Below are 17,937 nucleotides of genomic sequence, written 5' to 3' on the forward strand. Positions count from 1 at the left end.
GATCCTTGACAAGGTTCAGGAGAGTGAAAAATCTCGCAGATACTTGGCTACACTAGGTGTCGGTCAGTATGACAAATATATCAACCGTCTTGAGGGTTGCCCGATCGCATCTACTTAACAAGGGAACATAAAAAAATGACTCGTCCTCAAAGTGTTACTATTCTGGCAATTTTACAGCTAATCAGCGCTGTTTTTAGTCTGCTTGATGGCTTATTTATCTTATTTTTTGCAGGAATTTTTGGTGGCCTCGGTGCTGTTGTTGGTGGCGCGAAAGTGGGCACTGTCATAGGGGGGGTTATTGCCATATTTGCCGCGATTAGTCTGATTTTAGGAGTTATTTCTTTAGTTTTAACTTGGGGTTTGTTTCAACTCAAAACTTGGGCTTGGACAGGAACATTAATTGTCCATGTCATTGCTACCCTTGCACAGGTGGCGAAAATGTTTGGTAGTGGTGGTACTGCGGTCAACTTTTTGACTCTGGGTTTTGCGATCGCTACAATTTACTACTTACTGCGATCGGAAGTTAAACAGGCTTTTGCGATCGCACCATAGCCATCTTATTTGATTATTCCCTTCTCAATTGTCCCCAATTGACCGATAATCAAAGATTGTCCAATATCCACAAATTCCCATGAGTACAAAAAAAGCTACAGATTTAATTAACCAACCAATTCGAGTAGGCGTCTTGGGTTATGGCGGACTCGGCCAAGCAGCCGCCCGTTTACTCGCTCCCAAACGAGAAATGCTCTGGGTAGCCGCCGCAGATCAAAAAGGTTACGCCTATGCCACAGAAGGCTTGAATTCCAAAGAGTGCGAGGCAATTTACAAATCTCAAGGTTCTTTAGGTTATTTGGAATCAGCGGGAATTTTGTGCGATCGCAGCATTCAAGAACTGATCCAAACAGCCCAAGGAGTAGACGGCTATTTCCTCGCATTACCAAATCTTCCCAACACATTCATGGCATCGGTAGCCAGACAATTTATCGAATCCGGCTGGAAAGGAGTATTAGTAGATGCCATCAAACGCACCAGCGCCGTCGAACAAATTCTCGCCATGAAAGACGAACTCCAAGCAGCAGGAATTACCTACATGACAGGTTGCGGTGCTACACCTGGGTTGCTAACAGCAGCAGCAGCATTAGCCGCTCAAAGTTACGCAGAAGTGCACAGCGTCAAAATCACCTTTGGAGTCGGAATTGCCAATTGGGAAGCTTATCGAGCCACCATTCGCGAAGACATCGCACATTTACCCGGTTATGACGTACCGAAAGCTCAAGCCATGTCTGATGCAGAAGTGGAAGCGCTGTTAGATAGCACCGACGGTTTATTGAAGCTGGAAAATATGGAACACGCCGATGATATCATGTTGGAATTGGCTGGAATTTGCGATCGCGATCGAGTCACAGTCGGCGGCATCGTCGATACCCGCAATTCCCAAAAACCTCTGAGCACCAACGTCCAAATTACCGGCCGCACTTTCGAGGGCAAAATCTCAACTCACACCTTTACTTTAGGCGACGAAACCAGCATGGCTGCCAACGTTTGCGGCCCCGCATTCGGTTATCTGAAAGCTGGTGTAATGCTGCAAAGAAAAGGCATTTCCGGTTTATTTACTGCCGCTGAAATCATGCCACAATTTGTCAGGTAAGAAATTAGGACACGGCAGTGCCCATTAGTGTCAACTTAAGGTAAAACCGATAGTCCGACAGGGGTTGAAACCCCTGTCTCAAAGCGAAAGTCCTCTTAAGAGGACTGAAGAACTCATTAGTCCTATGCAAGAGGACTTTCGCTATTAGACAGGGAATTCATTCCCTGGCGGGCTTTCAGGCTTAAGTTGACACCTATGGGCAGTGCCGTTTCCCTACAATATTATTTTGGGTAGGGAAACGGCACTGCCGTGTCCTCTATATCATTCCAAAACCCGGTTTCTGACCACCCCTACCATCCAAGAAAGTTCAGGTATTCTGTCACTAATTCACTCCTACACCAACTGAAAAAAAACCATGACAACCCTGCTAATTCCAACCCAAAGCGTCCCAATGACGATCGATCTCCCTGCGATCGAACCAATGACTGTTGAACAGTTCTATCAATTCTGTCTAGCCAATGGCGATTTGAGAATCGAACGTACCGCCAGTGGGGAAGCGATCGTTATGTCACCAGCTTTTTCGGATACAAGTAATCGCAACGGTAAGATTTCCCTACAACTTGCGAACTGGGCAGAACAAGATGGCACAGGTGAAACGTTTGACTCCAGTGCAGGCTTTACCCTGCCCAATGGAGCAACCCGCTCTCCCGATGCCTCATGGATTAAACTAGAGCGCTGGAATCCCTTAACTGAAGAACAAAAAGCCTCATTTGCACCGATTTGTCCAGACTTTGTGATTGAATTACGCTCCTCTAGCGATCCTCTCAAAGGATTGCAAAACAAGATGCAAGAATATATTGACAATGGCGTATTACTCGGCTTATTGATCGATCGCAAAAACCGAAAAGTTTACATCTACCGTCCCGATCGAGAACCGGAAATCTTGGATAATCCCGAAACAGTGAGCGCCGATCCAGAGTTATCAGGATTTGTCTTACGGATGGCCAAAATCTGGTGAATCATCTGCATCAGGATCGATACCCATTGCTAATAGTCTTTCTGCAAGTCGCGCCGCTTTTTGTTCCGCCCGTTCAGCACGTTGACGCTCTTGTTCAGCACGTTGACGTTCCTGTTCAGCACGTTGATGTTCCTGTTCAGTTCTGAGTTTTTCAAGTTCAGCTCTTTCGTCACCAATTAACAACAAATTCCCGTGAATATCCCACCACCGCAACCAAAGTTGCGTTTGATTTTGATAACTTCCCTGCCAAAGTCCCAACTCAATTTCTAATGGTTCAATCGGATAGTGACCCCGTTGATTAGGTTCGAGTTTGTGATAAGCAAAATCTCTCAAATGATAGACTTCTAATCGATCGTTGCTCATCTCATAAATGCCGTAGTAAGGAATCCGAATAATTTGCTCGTAAACCCAAAACTTACCCGGCTTTTGCACTTCTCCTGCATCAGTCATCAACAGAGGAGTGGCATCCCGTTCTTCATTACCATTTCCGCTGGCAAATTCCAAAGCAATTAAAGGTGCCATATGTTCTCGCCACAGCACGTAAGAACGACGATATTTCCCCTGTTCCGGCCGTGCTGAAACATTCGGCGCATAGAACCAATCAGGAGCTTCTGCGCCTTTTTCCGGTGGATTAGTTTCTCGCCAATAAATGCCAGAATCTTGTCCGATGCAGTAGCGTCCGTCGGGATGTCGCTGTTGCAAAACAGGTCCGATGGAATCGGTGAGAATTATGCTTTGAGGATGCTCCTGAAAATTTTTCACGAAAGTACCGTCAGACTCAGGAAGTTGTGTATGATCTGGAAATGCGGGGGGCAGACCTATGTCAATTAATGTTTCCGACATAATTTTAGGGCGATCGGACTTATTGTTAGTTATTTTATCATAGTTTACGATCGAAGCAATTTAGTCACAAGCCCCCGAAGTCGCGATCGCAATCTCAAATCTCAAATCGAGTCTAGCAAGTGGCGTGGATTGAGGGGGCTTATGACTGGTTCGCTCTAAAATATCGATGCGAAAATGTGCCTCAATAAGCAACAGTCATACGACGGCGAATAAACTGAGGACTCTCAACTTCATCAATCAGGGCGATCGCAAAATCCTCAGCCGAAATCCGGCTCCTCCCCTGTTCGTCAACAACCAACATATCGCTTCCCAACCGAAATTTACCCGTCCGATCGCCCGCTTCAAATTCCGCCGCCGGACTGATAAAAGTCCAATCCAAATCAGCAGTTTTGTAAACAGCAAGTGCCTCCCGATGAGCAAGAGATGCCGCACGATACTGTTCTGGAAAATCAGGAGTATCAACAAGTTGAACGCCCGGACTTACTTCGAGACTACCTGCACCGCCAACAACAACCAAGCGATTAATCCCCGCACGAGATAGGCCGTCAATCAGCGCATAAGCTGCTGTTACAATATCTCTAGCTAAAATCGGGTTATTAGCAGTAGCAGCACCAGGCCCAGCGGCGCTGATGACGGCATCATGTCCTGTGACAATTTCAGCCACATTAGCAGCATCGAGAACGTTACCCACAACCACGGTTAGGCGATCGCCAGAGATAGAAAAACGCGACGCATCCCGGACGATCGCCGTTACATCATGTCCCCGCATCAATGCTTCAGAAACAATGCGACTCCCAGCCATGCCATTTGCACCAAATAATGCCAACTTCATTGAAAATCTCCTGTTTTACGTGTTTAAACTACTCAATTTCTCTTAAATATGCAGCATAAGTCACTTACGCCTGCCAAGTCTTGTAAATTCTCCCGATAAATTGCAAAATCTCGTGGTGTTTGTTTTACCTCACAGCCGATCGCGATACTGTCGCGGAGTCATACTGGTATAGCGGCGAAAAACATTAGTAAAGTGACTCTGGTCGCAGAAACCGACAGATTGACTGATATCAGCAAGGGTTAATTGCGGATTATCAAGCAGTTTTTTAGCTCGATCGATGCGGCACTGCAATACATATTGATGGGGAGAAACTCCCGTACTTTGTTTAAATATTTTACCAAAATGGTGTGAACTCATCTGCACAACTTCTGCCAGATCTGCCAAACCGATATCACGAGCGAGATCGTCTTGAATATAATCAATAATCTGCTGCAATTTGGAGTGAGATAGTTTTCCTAATTTAGGATAATTTGTAATTTTTACAGTACAGTGATGTCGCAGCAAATGCACTGCCATCAAAGTTTGTACCGATTCAAAATAAAGCCGATCGCGATTATCGCCCTGCTCCACTTCCGCGCTAAAAGTCAGGGCAAGCTGTTCTAAAAGCGGGTCACGAATGGCAAAGCGATCGATTAATTCGATTGTTTGAGGTGCGCTAACGCAACTTTGCATCGCCATCTGTTCTAATACCGCAGCAGGCAAATAGATATCTAATATTTCAACAGCAGATTCCCAAAACCATTCAGGTTCTCGAAAAGCAGGTACAAAAGTGAATAAACCAGGCAATGTTAGCCGCTCAATCCACTTCCCGCCGTCTAACCGCCGCTCTAAACGCCGTTCTAAATTGCCCGGATTCGCCATGTGGAGACTGATACAATGGTCTGGTATTCCAAAGTCAGAAATTCGTTCTTCCGGTGGAGCATAAACTGTGCGTTCCGCGCGCAAACTATGTTTAAATATCGGCATAGGCGATCGCACCAACCCTACAACTCATAACTCTCTTCACCCAGACTTCCCAGTTCCCCGCTACCCAGAAACTCTTCCTCCTCTGCTTCCTCAATCCCAGAGTCGAAACTTTCCACCACAAACGGCAAACCAGCCCCCATTAAACCTCGCTGAATCAGTTCCGGCGTTTCATCAAACAACACAAATAAAGGATGAATAGCCTCAGCTCGATCGCTGAAAATATGCTTGTAACGATGTGGCATCACCCACTCATAATCTTTATCTAGCCAAACCTGACACTGCCGCCAGCGGCCAAGTAACTCAGAAAACTCCTCATCCGGGCGATGAATAAAAATCAAAATTTCCACCCCAATTTTAACTTTCCATTCAGGATCGCACATCAAAATTACCAAATCACAGGGCAGAGAAACTGCTTGTCCCGGCGATATACTAGCGCCGCTGCTTCGCGCATAGGAAACTCCCTCTCGCAGCCGTGCGATCGGCAAAGGAATTACGATTAAACTATCATCAATGCGGCGGATACTCGGAATCATTTCCATGTAAAGCCGATATTTTTTCAGCAGTTCAAGGGCGTTAGAGGATTCGCTATATTGTGCTAATAAAGCTTCGTAATGTGATTTTTTAATAGACATTTTCAATTAAGTTATTGGTTATTTGCTGTACCCTGAGCGTAGTCGAAGGGTTACTGGTTATTAGTTACTGGTTATTGGTGTCGCCCCGAGCGAAGGGTCGAAGGGTCGAAGGGCTCAGGATAAACGCAGTCGTTGGGCAGGATAAACGCAGTCGTTGGGTCGAAGGGTTATTAGTTATTAGTTATTAGTTATTGGTTATTGGTTATTGGTTATTGGTTATTTGCGGTGCCCTTCGACTACGCTCAGGGTACCGCAAGAATAACAACAGACTGTTTTTTACATCTTCTGAAACACTGCAAACATCGGCAGATACATAGACAGCAAAATCGAACCTACGATACCACCTACAACCACAATCATCAGCGGCTCTAGCATACTCGTGAGTCCTTTTACAGCCTCTTCCACCTCAGTTTCGTAGAAAGCGCCAACTTTCACCAGCATCTTGTCAAGTTCCCCAGTTTCTTCGCCAATTGCGATCATTTGAATTGCCAAAGAAGGGAAAACTTTCTGTTCTTGTAAAGCAATACTGATCATGCCGCCACCTTGAATTTCCTGCCTTGCATATTCGATCGCATTTGAGATTGCCTGATTCCCAGCCACATCTCGCACAATTTCCAAAGAGTTCATAATCGGTACACCCGATCGCGTCAGCGACCCAAATATCACACAAAATCGAGCTACAGCCGATTTTTCCAGCAAATCTCCAAAAATCGGCGCCTTCATCATCATCTTATCAACTTGCAGGTGACCTACAGGAGTTTTGTAGTACATCCCGAATCCAATATTTAGCGCTATAATCACCCCAATAGTTGTCACCTGTTGGATGGGAGGCCAAGCCGTACAAAATGCACTAATGGCCAACATAAACACCGTAAAAGCCGGCAAATCTGCACCAATATCCTTAAAAATTTTCGCAAAAGTTGGTAGCAGAAATATCGTCATTGCGAAAAAAATCACGATCGCGATGGAAAACACAGTCTTCGGATAAGACATCGCCGAATTAATTTCAGACGACGTTTTATGATTTTTTTCCATCATTACCGCCAGACGGTCTAATGATTCATCTAGCACACCCCCGACTTCTCCCGCTGCGACCATACTGATAAACAGTTGGTCAAAAACATCAGGAAACTTCGCCATTGATTCTGCCAAATTTATCCCCTCTTGTACGTCAGCATTCATGCTCCTGATCGCTCGTTTCAACTTAGGATTAGAACACTGTTCCTGCAATACAGAAAGACATCTAACGATGGCAACCCCTGCATTAAACATCGCCGAAAACTGACGAGCAAAAATCGCTAAATCTTTAATGGTAACACTGCTAAAATTGTACTCTATTTCCTCCTGAATTTTCTCAATACTAAAGCCGCCTTTAGACTTTTGACCGATAACATTGGTAGCCATATATTGCCTCTGGGATTTTATTGAAAATTAGTAATCAGTCGTTATTGGTTATTGGTTATCGGTTATCGGTTATCGGTTATCGGTTATCGGTTATCGGTTATCGGTTACTAATTACTGATTACTGATTACTGGTTACTTATTTAACCAATTCCCAATTCCCAATTCCCAATTCCTTCCCCCATCCCCCCTAGGGGGGCTGGGGGGGGGTAGCCCAATTCCCAATTCCCAATTCCCAATTCCCAATTCCCAATTCCCAATTCCCAATTCCCAATAACTGAATTAATGACCCCCTGTCTTGGCACCAGCAGGTGCCGGACCGATCAAGCGTTCGAGTTCATCTGGCTTAGATGCCTTGGCCATTCCCGATTCCCAAGTGATTTTACCAGCCTTGTAAAGATCAGATAAAGCCATTTCCATTGTCCTCATGCCCAACTTCGCCCCCATTTGGATTTGGGAGTAAATCATGGGAGTTTTCCCCTCCCGGATCAAGTTAGACATAGCAGGAGTATTCAGCATGATTTCCATAGCACAGCAACGGCCGCCGCCAACTTTCACCACCAAATTTTGGCTGGCTATTCCCACCAAAGAGTTAGACACCTGGGCGCGAACCTGGGGTTGTTGAATGGGCGGGAACACGTCCAAAATCCGATCGATCGTTGCAGCCGCAGAATTAGTGTGCAGCGTTCCCATTACCATGTGACCCGTTTCCGCCGCCGAAATTGCCAGACCGATAGTTTCCAAGTCGCGCATTTCCCCCACCAGAATCACATCAGGATCTTCCCGCAGAGCCGCCTTCAGCGCATTAGAGAAGCTCTTAGTATCCTCCCCCTTTTGACGCTGGTGAAACAAACTCTTAACATTGGGAAACACATATTCGATCGGGTCTTCAACTGTCAGAATGTGTTCCGCCCGCGTCCGGTTGATCAGATCCAACAAAGCCGCCATCGTAGTAGTTTTCCCAGAGCCCGTTTGTCCCGTCACCAACAGCATACCCCTCGGTCTTTCCGTCAGATCCCGCAAAATCTGAGGCACACCTAAAGCATCGGCGTTCGGAATCTTAGAAGCCAGAGCCCGCAAACAAGCAGCCCAAGAACCCCGTTCCCGGTACACATTCACCCGGAACCGAGCCAATCCCTTAACACCGTAAGCGCAGTCGAGTTCCCATTCCATCTCCAATTGCTTGCGCTGCATATTGTTAAGCATTTGGAAGATCAGGATCTGCACTTCCTCGACAGACAGGATTTCGCCGAATTGTGGCTGAGGAGTTAGTTTCCCGCTCACCCGGAAGAAAATAGTTGCGCCCGCTTGGATGTGTATATCTGAACCCCCTTGCTCTACCAGGGACTCCAGTACGTCTTCTATCATCAGACCCATAGATATGTCTCCCTAATCAAGTTGATAGTTATTGACCAATTTAACTCAGTTGACTGTTGACTGTTGTCTATTGCCGCGCCCTGAGCGTAGTCGAAGGGTCAGTTGACTGTTGACTGTTGACTGTTGACTACTGACTAATGACTACTGACTACTGAATCAATCTAGAAAGCGCGGAGTCAAACAGTACGGACAATCCAGCATCTCCGGCTTCAATTCTGCCTGACAAGTCTTGCAGGTCAGCCCCTGCTTGCGTTTTGCCTTCATTTCAGCCTCCAGCCCAGAATCTGTAAACGTCACCCGCTCGACTTCCTCAAAAGTAGTCGCGCCTTCCCGCACTAACTGCAAACTGTAAGCCAGCAAGGTTGTCATCCCTTCTTCTACTGCGGCTTCCTTAATTTGCTCTGTGGGAGCACCTTGAGTGATCAGAGTTTGCAGCCGCTCAGTGTTTTTCAGGAATTCGTAAACCCCTACCCGCCCTTTGTAGCCTATGCCTCCGCACTTCTTACACAGTTGGTCCTGTTCTGCCAGTTCCTTCCTCTGCTCAACTGGTATGGTGTTGGCTTTGTAGACAGTCAGATCCACTTCTTGAGTAGCTGACAGGCCGTAGCGACCGAGTTCGAGCGCAGTAGGCTGATAAGGAATGTAGCATTTGTCACAAACGCGCCGCATCAGACGCTGAGCCAACACACCCAACAAAGCCGCCGACACCATGAACGGTTCTACGCCCATTTCGTCCAAACGGGCGATCGCACCTGCCGCGTCGTTTGTGTGCAGCGTCGTCAATACCAAGTGTCCGGTCAAAGCAGCTTCCAGAGCCGTTTTCGCCGTTTCCTTGTCCCGCGTTTCCCCCACTAGCATAACGTCAGGGTCTTGCCGCAAAAACGCCCGCAGAATGTTGGAAAAAGTCAAGTCTTTTTCCCGAATTACTTGGACCTGGGTAATTCCCGGCAAAGCATATTCGATCGGGTCTTCCGCCGTACAAATGTTAATCGCCGGATCATTCTTTTCCGCCAGAATTGAATACAGCGAAGTTGACTTACCCGAACCAGTCGGCCCAGTCACCAAAATCAGTCCAAAGGGGCGGCTGGCAGTTTCTCGAACCAAAGCCAAAGTTTCTGGATCGGAGATTAACAAACCCAGACCCAACTGAGTGCTGGAACTATCCAAAATCCGCAACACAATTTTTTCGCCGTAGCGGGAAGGCAAGCTATTTACCCGGAAATCCACCGTCCGCCCTTCAAATACCCGACGGATGCGACCATCTTGAGCTTGTCTGCGTTCGGCAATGTCCAAATTGGCAATAATTTTGAACCTAGCAGTAATCCCTTGCACCACTTGCTTGGGAAATCGGAAATACTCTTGCAGCACCCCATCCTTCCGCATCCGAATTCGCATGAACTCTTCTTGTGGTTCTACGTGGATGTCAGAGACTTTTTCCGATAAAGCTTTAGCCAAAATGACGTTGACCGCTTTGATTACAGGAGCTTGCTCTACAGCGTTTATGGTGTCAGCTATATCTTCTTGATCGGAAGAAACCTCTTCTAAGGACAGTTCGCCAAAATCTCCCTCCCCTAGGGAGAGCTTTCTCTCCTTTTCGGCTTCAGCTATTTTGGCTGCTATCTTAACTTGCTGTTCTTGATAGGCAGAAGTAATGTCCTGATAGTCATCTGGGGTAATCACCCGCCGCTGAAAACTCCACCCCTTCAAAATCCGTCGCAAATCTTCTTGAGCATCCAGGTTGTCAGGATCGACCATTGCCACTACCAGCGCCGGAGGTTCAGTTTCTGTCTTCGCCACAGGCAAAAACCGACGTTGACGACAGATGTCGATCGACATTTTCAACTCATCGAGCATTGCTCCAAGTTGCTCGTTAGACAGTTCGCTCAATTCCGGGTCAAACGCTTCAACCCCGTACACTATTTTGAGTTCAAACATCTGCTGCTTTTTGTAAAGCCGCAGCAATTCTGGCGGCAAGGGTAGCCCTGTAGCAGATTCTAGTACCTCCGTCAACCGCTTACCTGACTTCCGACTTTCAAGTTGAGCTTTTTTCAGTTGGTCGCTGTTGACGTAACCAGACTGAATCATCTTGTTGAGAGCCGGAGTAAAATTGCTGATAGTAACTATAGATGTGGAGAAACGCCGATCGGATGTGTTAGTCATTTACCTAAAACCCGCGGGAGACTCCCGTGATAGCAGAGAGGGCGCAGCACTTGGCCATTGCCCTTACCGGGAGAGGAAAGCGGGGCGGGGTGTATCGCTTTCCAACGATAATTTTATATTCTGTTCAAGCTTGCTTGACGGGAATCTACCGGCCATAACTTAACATTGGTTCCCTCTTGCAACCAGAAGAGACTAATCTGGAGGCAACAGGCCTAACTTGTTGAATTTGACCGCAGGATGTTAAACATTGCCTGTTCTGTGATGATAGCTTTTACAAAGCCTTCGATCGGTCTAGTGAGATATATTTTGATTAATCAACTGCCCATCCTCCAGTCCTCACCAAGGCCGATTTGAAGCAGGTCTAATTTGCCGTCAGCAAATACTACACAGAGGGCGCGTCTCTTCCGACTGCTAGAATTGATAGGGTTCTGTCGCACAGATATATGTCAGGAACCTCAGCTATCAAGGCGTGAGGCTTGAAAGAGAAATCTAGCAAGCCGTTCTGACCAGCCTCAGTCTTCATTGACTACGTTTTTTGAGTCACGACACCCTGTGGATGCTTTCGCTAGTCCCCTGCTCTGTCGCTAGTGGTTAAACAGTCTTAAGGTCACTGAGACAGTGCTGCTAGCCTAACAAGCTCACTAAACTTTGGCGAAGCTAACATTACCCCAGTAATGGGAGGCTCTGTAAGGAGCGAAACACTATGCGTACAGGGTTGCAAAATTTGAAACGGTAACTGTCCCGTTGAAAGTGCATTACAAAAGTACACCAAATTAAACAACCCCAAGGCGGTAGTGATAAATGTAAAGCCGTCCTAAAAGGACGGGGTTTCAAACCCATTTTTCTGATGATTGACGAGGAAAAACAGCAACATCAAGATCCTAGCTCAACGGGGGAAACCCCAGAGGTTTCGCCAATGGTAAGCGAAAATCCGCAGCCAGCATCCGCAAACTCCAATGCAGCAGCCGATTGGGAGCTGGAACTTGCTCAAGCTTATCAAAGTGCTCAGGTCGAGCCCGGGGCGACTCACAATGCCGGGGAAACAGGCTCCTCTAGTTCCAGCAACAGCGTCACTGCTGATGCTACGGAGTTGCTCAAGAGGGAGCTAGCACAAGCAACCAGCGACAAAGAGGGTTTAAAAGCTCAGTTGCAAGCCTATTCTACTCAATTAGAAGATCTGAAAAATCAAAATCTCCGCTTAGCAGCAGATTTTGAAAACTTCCGCAGGCGCACCCAAAAGGAAAAAGAAGAGTTAGATTTACAGGCAAAATGTCTGATTATCAAACCCCTGTTGCCAGTAATCGATAACTTTGAGCGGGCAAGAGCCCACATTAAGCCACAAACAGATGGCGAAATGAACATACACAAAAGCTACCAAAGCGTTTACAAGCAAATGGTAGAATGCCTCAAACAAATCGGAGTTTCTCCGATGCGTCCAGAGGGCGAACAGTTTGACCCCAACCTCCACGAAGCTTTGCTCAGCGAACCAACTGACGAACAGGAGGAAGGTACAATCATCCAAGAACTAGAACGAGGCTATACTCTGGGCGATCGCGTCTTGCGGCACGCCAAAGTTAAAGTTGCAGCGCCGGGGCTATCTGTGGTAGCCTCAGATGACAATCCTGATAGTTCGGAAGGTTGATCGGGATCAAGCCTACTGCATTCTGGAATCTGAAGCAGAGGGTACGTTCACATTTAAGAAACGTTGCAGTGCGATCGTCCCTAAAATATCGATAGCCTCAACGCTTCAAACTGTACAGGCGGTAACAGACCCCCGAATAGAATTCGGGGGTTTGAAAAATTTTTGTAAATATCCCACGAAGTTTTATGAGGCGCTATGGGAAAGGTGATAGGCATCGACTTAGGCACAACCAACAGTTGCGTAGCTGTGTTAGAGGGCGGTAAACCAGTCGTGATCGCCAATTCTGAGGGCGGTCGCACAACTCCGAGCATAGTAGGATTTGGGAAAGGGGGCGATCGCTTAGTAGGTCAATTGGCCAAGCGACAAGCTGTGACTAATGCTATAAACACTGTCTACAGCATCAAACGATTTATCGGACGCCGGTGGGATGACACCGAAGAAGAAAGATCCCGGACTCCCTATACCTGCATTAAAGGCAAAGACGATACCGTTAACGTCCAAATTCGGAACAAGGTTCATACCCCCCAAGAAATTTCGGCAATGGTACTCCAAAAGCTCAAGCAGGATGCAGAAGCTTATTTGGGACAAACTGTTACCCAAGCCGTGATTACAGTGCCTGCCTACTTCACCGATGCCCAGCGGCAAGCTACTAAGGACGCAGGTACGATCGCGGGTTTAGAAGTCCTGCGGATAGTCAACGAACCCACAGCCGCAGCCCTTTCCTACGGCTTGGACAAACAAGATATAGAACAAAAAATCTTAGTATTTGACCTCGGCGGCGGTACTTTCGATGTTTCCATCCTGCAACTGGGAGACGGAATTTTTGAAGTCAACGCTACTGCGGGTAATAATCATCTGGGAGGAGATGACTTTGACAACTGCATCGTGCAGTGGCTGGTTGAAGCTTTTGGCACCAAAGAAGGCACGGACCTGTCAAAAGACAAAATGGCCTTGCAACGCCTCCGAGAAGCGGCCGAAAAAGCAAAAATAGAACTTTCTAGTTGCGAATCAACCTCCATAAATTTGCCCTTCATTTCCTCAGATGAAAAAGCGCCAAAGCATCTGGAAATGCCACTTTCCAAAGCTAAGTTTGAAAAACTGGTCGCTCATTTAGTCCAAGCCACGATCGACCCTGTGACTCAAGCCCTCAAAGATGCCAGTTTGACCCCAAAAGACATAGATCGAATTATTTTAGTAGGAGGGTCAACCCGGATTCCGGCAGTTCAAGAGGCAATTAGCAAATATTTTGGTGGCGTGTCTCCCGATAAATCGGTCAATCCTGACGAAGCTGTAGCCGTAGGTGCCGCCATTCAAGCCGGGGTTTTGGGTGGCGAGGTCAAGGATTTGCTACTGCTAGACGTGACTCCCCTGTCCCTAGGACTCGAAACCTTGGGCGGAGTGTTCACCAAAGTCATTGAACGCAATACCACTATCCCCACCAGTCGATCGCAAATGTACAGCACGGCGGCAGATGGGCAAACTTCCGTAGAAATTCACGCGCTGCAAGGTGAACGGGCATTAGTCAAAGACAATAAAAGTCTGGGCAAATTCCTGCTCAAAGGTATTCCCCCAGCACCCCGTGGCATACCTCAAATCGAAGTTACCTTTGAAATAGATGCCAACGGTATTCTGAAAGTTTCAGCTCAAGACAAGGGAACCTCAAAAGAACAAAGCATCCAAATTTCCAATACAGGGGGATTGAGCGAAACCGAAGTCGAGCGGATGAGACAAGAGGCAGAACTTTACGCCGAAGAAGACCTCGAACGGGCCCAAATTGCCGAACTCAAAAATCAAGCCGACACCCTGGTCTATAATTGTGGTGTCACCTTAAAAACCAATGCCCAATTACTAAGCGACGACCTGAAGGCAGAAGCCCAAACAGCATCTGTTACCTTGCGGGCGGCGATGGCTAACCCAGACATCACCAGCCAAGAACTCGAAGCACAAATCGAATCTTTCAAGCAACTGCTATACTCGCTTGGTACTGCTGTTTACGAGCAAGCTCGGAACGAGGAACCTACTTCCCCCACTGTGGTTGCCAGCGAATCGGTGCCAGAATTAGATGAGGTTGCAGTTAGCGATGAAAGTATCTTGCCGACAGAAGACCTAGTGATGACCACGGAACCAACGCTGAAACCAAAGCCGGAACCAAAGCCCGAACCAAAGCCGGAATTAAGGCTAGAACCAAAGCAGGAACCAAAACGGCAACCAAAGCCGGAACCAAAGCCGGAACCAAAGCCGGAACCAAAACGCGAAAAACAGCAAAATCTACAGACAAAACCAAAACCGCAGGTTCCCGAACCTGAAGTTGATGATATGAATCCTTTCCTTTAAAAATTAAAAATTAAAGATTAAAAGTTACCAATAAACGATCGTAATTTTTAATCTTTAACATCTGGAAAGGTCAATAGTTTCTTTTTCGTACACTTTTTGTTATTTACCTCCAGGCAAACAGCTTTATGGCCGGCGATTACTATGAAATATTAGGCGTTTCTCGAAGCGCAGACAAAGAAGAAATTAAGCGTGCCTACCGCCGCCTAGCTCGTAAGTACCATCCAGACGTCAATAAAGAACCTGGTGCCGAAGACCGGTTTAAAGAAATTAACCGCGCTTACGAGGTACTGTCAGAGCCGGAAACCCGTGCTCGCTTTGACCGTTTTGGCGAAGCAGGGGTTAGTGGTGCAGGAGCGCCGGGATTCCAAGACTTCGGCGACAGTTTTGCCGATATTTTTGAAAGCTTCTTTCAGGGTTTTCAGGGAGGGGTAGGCGGTCCACAACAACAAGGTCGCAGACGCAGCGGGCCCGTGCGCGGTGACGATTTACGCCTCGATTTGCGGCTGGATTTTCGCGAGGCAGTGTTTGGTGGGGAAAAAGAACTCCGCATCAAGCACCTAGAAACCTGCGAAACTTGCACAGGCACCGGCGCCAAACCGGGAACCAGGCCCCAAACCTGCTCGACTTGTGGTGGCGGTGGCCAAGTCCGGCGCGCTACCCGTACTCCCTTTGGCAGTTTTACTCAAGTTTCAGTTTGCCCCACCTGCAATGGCACCGGGCAAGTGATTGAGGACAAGTGCGAAACTTGTGGCGGCCGCGGCCAAAAAGAAGTGATGAAAAAGCTGAAAATTACCATCCCGGCAGGGGTTGACAATGGTACTCGTTTGCGCGTTTCCAATGAAGGGGATGCTGGCAAACTGGGGGGGCCACCAGGGGATTTATACGTGTTCTTGGCTGTGAGTGAAGACCCTGTATTTAAGCGTGAAGGTACTAACATTAACTCGGAAGTTAAAATTAGTTACTTGCAGGCAATTTTGGGGTGCAGGTTGGAAGTGGAGACTGTAGACGGGCCGGCGGAATTGTTGATTCCTACGGGAACTCAAGCAAATACTGTTCTGACTCTGGAGAAAAAAGGGGTGCCTCGATTGGGAAATCCTGTCAGTCGTGGGGACCATTTGATTACGGTGTCTATTGACATTCCTACTAAGGTGACGACTGAGGAGCGGGAGTTGTTGATGCAGTTGGCTAAGCTTAAGGGCGATCGTACCGGAAAAGGTGGCTTGGAAGGATTTCTGGGCAATTTGTTTCAGAAATAACCAAAAAAATGAGCGCAGTTTATTATTTCTGAAACAAATGAGCGCAATTGCGCTCATTTTTTCTTAAAATAATAATAGATTGTATCTCCAAGACTGACCCACGCCAAGACGAAGAGGGTAGGCACGGGGGCACTACCCCTACAAAACCATGATTTGTCACCAGAATGAAACAGCCCTGGGGGCTGGGGGGGGTGACTTCTTCACATCGATCTTCTTCCTTCTTCCTTCTTCACATCGATCTTCTTCCTTCTTCACATCGATCTTCTTCCTTCTTCCTTCAGCTATATGAATTCAACATCGAAAATTGAAAATCTAAAATCTCCAGATGCTCAGCTCGATCTGCGGGGTACGCCCTGTCCGATCAATTTTGTCCGAACTAAACTGCGGTTGGAGCAAATGGCTCCTGGAGCGGTTTTGGAGGTTTGGTTGGACGCTGGGGAGCCGATCGAACAAGTGCCGGATAGTCTAAAAATGGAAGGCTACCAGATTCTACAAACCCAATTTGTGGCTGGTGAGGATAATTCTGGTTTTTTTGCGATGCAAGTGCAGCGACCTGAGCAGGAAGCAGCATGAGCCGGGACTCCTCCTTGATTACGGGTACTGTTGTGGCTGTTCAGGCTAACTTCTATCAAGTGAGGTTAGATCCAGATGCTACCTCTGAGGGGGAAAATCCTCTCTGGGCAGATCTACGAGTTCTCCTGTGTACTCGCCGCACTAGACTGAAAAAAATTGGTCAACAGGTGATGGTGGGCGATCGCGTCGTGGTAGAAGAACCAGACTGGAACGATCGCAGGGGTGTTATTTCTCAAGTGTTTCCCCGCCAAACAGAGCTCAATCGGCCGCCTGTAGCTAATGCCGATCGCATTCTCCTAGTTTTTGCCCTCACGGAACCCGACTTAGACCCCGCATCATTAAGTCGGTTTTTAGTCAAGGCAGAATCTACAGGTTTGGAGGTGAGTTTGTGTCTCAACAAATGCGATTTAGTCACGGCCGAGGATTTGGCACAGTGGCGCGATCGGCTTAAAGGATGGGGATACGAACCCATGTTTATTAGTGTCCGTAGTGGCTTAGGAATCTACAAGGAAACCGCTAACGACAGTGAAAATGAACTTTCTGCCACAAACCCAAATTTATTAGACAAAATCGACACATCTTGTCTTCCTTCCCCCCAAGGGGAGGAGGGGGTTCTTCTGACTTCCCCAAGGGGAGAAGTTGCCTTATCTCTCCAAAGTCACCTCCAAGGCAAAATAACCGTAATTTGCGGCCCTTCTGGAGTGGGCAAGTCCAGCTTGATCAACCAACTAATTCCGGCGCTGAATCTGCGAGTCAGTGCTGTTTCGGGCAAACTAGGGCGCGGCAGACACACTACTCGCCATGTAGAATTGTTTGAACTCCCAGGTGGCGGACTTTTAGCCGATACTCCAGGCTTTAATCAGCCGACACTTGAATGCGAACCATCTGAGTTAGCTCAATATTTCCCAGAAGCTCGTCAGAGGCTGGCTTTGGGTAGTTGCCAGTTTAGCGACTGCTCCCACCGCCATGAGCCTAACTGTGTCGTGCGGGGCGATTGGGAACGCTATGAGTATTATTTGCAGTTTCTGTCCGAGGCGATTGTCCGTCAGCAACAAGAGCTAAACTCTAGTAGTGCGGAGGCGAGTTTGAAGCAGCAAACTAAGTCTGATGGTACGCAGCAATACGAACCCAAGTTGCAAACTAAAAAATATCGCCGCTCTTCCCGCCGCCTTCAACACCAGTCGTTGCAAGATATGTGTCAAGACGACTTATTCTAGGTTGGAGCAAATAGTCGATCGGCTTCAGAACAGGGTAAATTAATAGCTAAAATTAAATGGCCTTAAATTTCTTAAAAAAAAAGTACAACAGAAGTATC

At 47.3% G+C, this 17,937-nt stretch carries 16 protein-coding genes; 8 read left to right on the forward strand and 8 right to left on the reverse strand.

Annotated elements, in window-relative coordinates; translation table 11 throughout:
* Nucleotides 1–135 precede the first annotated feature (135 nt).
* The 3 genes from P2A85_RS28015 (at nt 136) to P2A85_RS28025 (ending at nt 2,606) form a co-directional block, all read left to right on the forward strand.
* Nucleotides 136–552 carry a hypothetical protein gene (locus P2A85_RS28015; RefSeq protein WP_341731938.1) on the forward strand — a complete coding sequence of 139 codons (417 nt, stop codon included), beginning with the start codon at nt 136–138 and terminating at the stop codon, nt 550–552.
* 79 nt (nt 553–631) lie between these two features.
* Complete coding sequence (locus tag P2A85_RS28020; protein WP_377476737.1) at nt 632–1,648, forward strand: saccharopine dehydrogenase-like oxidoreductase; 1,017 nt, start codon at nt 632–634, stop codon at nt 1,646–1,648.
* 355 nt (nt 1,649–2,003) lie between these two features.
* A complete protein-coding gene (locus P2A85_RS28025; RefSeq protein WP_377476738.1) occupies nt 2,004–2,606 on the forward strand; it encodes a Uma2 family endonuclease in 603 nt (200 codons plus the stop codon).
* On the opposite strand, the gene P2A85_RS28030 is transcribed toward P2A85_RS28025, so the two are convergent.
* From P2A85_RS28030 to P2A85_RS28065, 8 genes are all read right to left on the reverse strand, one after another.
* Nucleotides 2,583–3,449, reverse strand: a complete 867-nt coding sequence (locus P2A85_RS28030; protein WP_377476739.1) for a Uma2 family endonuclease — start codon at nt 3,447–3,449, stop codon at nt 2,583–2,585. The two genes, P2A85_RS28025 and P2A85_RS28030, sit on opposite strands and share 24 nt — an antisense overlap.
* A gap of 181 nt (nt 3,450–3,630) precedes the next feature.
* Nucleotides 3,631–4,281 (reverse strand): NAD(P)-dependent oxidoreductase, encoded by a 651-nt coding sequence (locus P2A85_RS28035; RefSeq protein ID WP_377476740.1) that lies wholly within the window; start codon nt 4,279–4,281, stop codon nt 3,631–3,633.
* A 129-nt stretch (nt 4,282–4,410) separates the two neighbouring features.
* Nucleotides 4,411–5,247: a helix-turn-helix domain-containing protein gene (locus P2A85_RS28040; protein ID WP_377476741.1), complete on the reverse strand. Its 837-nt coding sequence runs from the start codon at nt 5,245–5,247 to the stop codon at nt 4,411–4,413.
* Nucleotides 5,248–5,264: 17 nt separating this feature from the next.
* Nucleotides 5,265–5,879, reverse strand: coding sequence for a hypothetical protein (locus P2A85_RS28045; RefSeq protein ID WP_377476742.1), 615 nt, complete (start codon nt 5,877–5,879; stop codon nt 5,265–5,267).
* Between the two features lie 276 nt (nt 5,880–6,155).
* Nucleotides 6,156–7,283: a type II secretion system F family protein gene (locus P2A85_RS28050; RefSeq protein ID WP_340523884.1), complete on the reverse strand. Its 1,128-nt coding sequence runs from the start codon at nt 7,281–7,283 to the stop codon at nt 6,156–6,158.
* A gap of 140 nt (nt 7,284–7,423) precedes the next feature.
* Nucleotides 7,424–7,585, reverse strand: a complete 162-nt coding sequence (locus tag P2A85_RS28055) for a hypothetical protein (RefSeq protein WP_377476743.1) — start codon at nt 7,583–7,585, stop codon at nt 7,424–7,426.
* A complete protein-coding gene (locus tag P2A85_RS28060; protein ID WP_377476744.1) occupies nt 7,563–8,657 on the reverse strand; it encodes a type IV pilus twitching motility protein PilT in 1,095 nt (364 codons plus the stop codon). Before P2A85_RS28060 ends, P2A85_RS28055 begins: the two co-directional genes overlap by 23 nt.
* Nucleotides 8,658–8,813: 156 nt before the next feature.
* Complete coding sequence (locus P2A85_RS28065; RefSeq protein WP_377476745.1) at nt 8,814–10,817, reverse strand: GspE/PulE family protein; 2,004 nt, start codon at nt 10,815–10,817, stop codon at nt 8,814–8,816.
* 847 nt (nt 10,818–11,664) lie between these two features.
* Here P2A85_RS28065 and grpE point away from each other — a divergent pair.
* From grpE to rsgA, 5 genes are all read left to right on the forward strand, one after another.
* Complete coding sequence (gene grpE / locus P2A85_RS28070; RefSeq protein WP_377476746.1) at nt 11,665–12,459, forward strand: nucleotide exchange factor GrpE; 795 nt, start codon at nt 11,665–11,667, stop codon at nt 12,457–12,459.
* Between the two features lie 195 nt (nt 12,460–12,654).
* Nucleotides 12,655–14,793, forward strand: a complete 2,139-nt coding sequence (gene dnaK, locus P2A85_RS28075; RefSeq protein WP_377476747.1) for a molecular chaperone DnaK — start codon at nt 12,655–12,657, stop codon at nt 14,791–14,793.
* A gap of 125 nt (nt 14,794–14,918) precedes the next feature.
* Nucleotides 14,919–16,049: a molecular chaperone DnaJ gene (gene dnaJ / locus P2A85_RS28080; RefSeq protein ID WP_377476748.1), complete on the forward strand. Its 1,131-nt coding sequence runs from the start codon at nt 14,919–14,921 to the stop codon at nt 16,047–16,049.
* 285 nt (nt 16,050–16,334) lie between these two features.
* Entirely contained in the window at nt 16,335–16,622 is a 288-nt protein-coding gene (locus tag P2A85_RS28085; RefSeq protein WP_377476749.1) for a sulfurtransferase TusA family protein, read from the forward strand.
* Nucleotides 16,619–17,839: a ribosome small subunit-dependent GTPase A gene (rsgA, locus tag P2A85_RS28090; RefSeq protein ID WP_377476750.1), complete on the forward strand. Its 1,221-nt coding sequence runs from the start codon at nt 16,619–16,621 to the stop codon at nt 17,837–17,839. Before P2A85_RS28085 ends, rsgA begins: the two co-directional genes overlap by 4 nt.
* Nucleotides 17,840–17,937 lie beyond the last annotated feature (98 nt).

The sequence above is a fragment of the Microcoleus anatoxicus genome (assembly GCF_042465725.1).
GTDB classification, from domain to species: domain Bacteria; phylum Cyanobacteriota; class Cyanobacteriia; order Cyanobacteriales; family Microcoleaceae; genus Microcoleus; species Microcoleus anatoxicus.

Coding starts and splice junctions, on each gene's coding strand:
- P2A85_RS28035 (WP_377476740.1), bottom strand. CDS start 4,281: ATGAAGTTGGCATTATTTGGTGCAAATGGCATGGCTGGGAGTCGCATT.
- P2A85_RS28030 (WP_377476739.1), bottom strand. CDS start 3,449: ATGTCGGAAACATTAATTGACATAGGTCTGCCCCCCGCATTTCCAGAT.
- P2A85_RS28015 (WP_341731938.1), top strand. CDS start 136: ATGACTCGTCCTCAAAGTGTTACTATTCTGGCAATTTTACAGCTAATC.
- dnaK (WP_377476747.1), top strand. CDS start 12,655: ATGGGAAAGGTGATAGGCATCGACTTAGGCACAACCAACAGTTGCGTA.
- grpE (WP_377476746.1), top strand. CDS start 11,665: ATGATTGACGAGGAAAAACAGCAACATCAAGATCCTAGCTCAACGGGG.
- P2A85_RS28020 (WP_377476737.1), top strand. CDS start 632: ATGAGTACAAAAAAAGCTACAGATTTAATTAACCAACCAATTCGAGTA.
- P2A85_RS28025 (WP_377476738.1), top strand. CDS start 2,004: ATGACAACCCTGCTAATTCCAACCCAAAGCGTCCCAATGACGATCGAT.
- rsgA (WP_377476750.1), top strand. CDS start 16,619: ATGAGCCGGGACTCCTCCTTGATTACGGGTACTGTTGTGGCTGTTCAG.
- P2A85_RS28065 (WP_377476745.1), bottom strand. CDS start 10,817: ATGACTAACACATCCGATCGGCGTTTCTCCACATCTATAGTTACTATC.
- P2A85_RS28045 (WP_377476742.1), bottom strand. CDS start 5,879: ATGTCTATTAAAAAATCACATTACGAAGCTTTATTAGCACAATATAGC.
- dnaJ (WP_377476748.1), top strand. CDS start 14,919: ATGGCCGGCGATTACTATGAAATATTAGGCGTTTCTCGAAGCGCAGAC.
- P2A85_RS28050 (WP_340523884.1), bottom strand. CDS start 7,283: ATGGCTACCAATGTTATCGGTCAAAAGTCTAAAGGCGGCTTTAGTATT.
- P2A85_RS28085 (WP_377476749.1), top strand. CDS start 16,335: ATGAATTCAACATCGAAAATTGAAAATCTAAAATCTCCAGATGCTCAG.
- P2A85_RS28060 (WP_377476744.1), bottom strand. CDS start 8,657: ATGGGTCTGATGATAGAAGACGTACTGGAGTCCCTGGTAGAGCAAGGG.
- P2A85_RS28040 (WP_377476741.1), bottom strand. CDS start 5,247: ATGCCGATATTTAAACATAGTTTGCGCGCGGAACGCACAGTTTATGCT.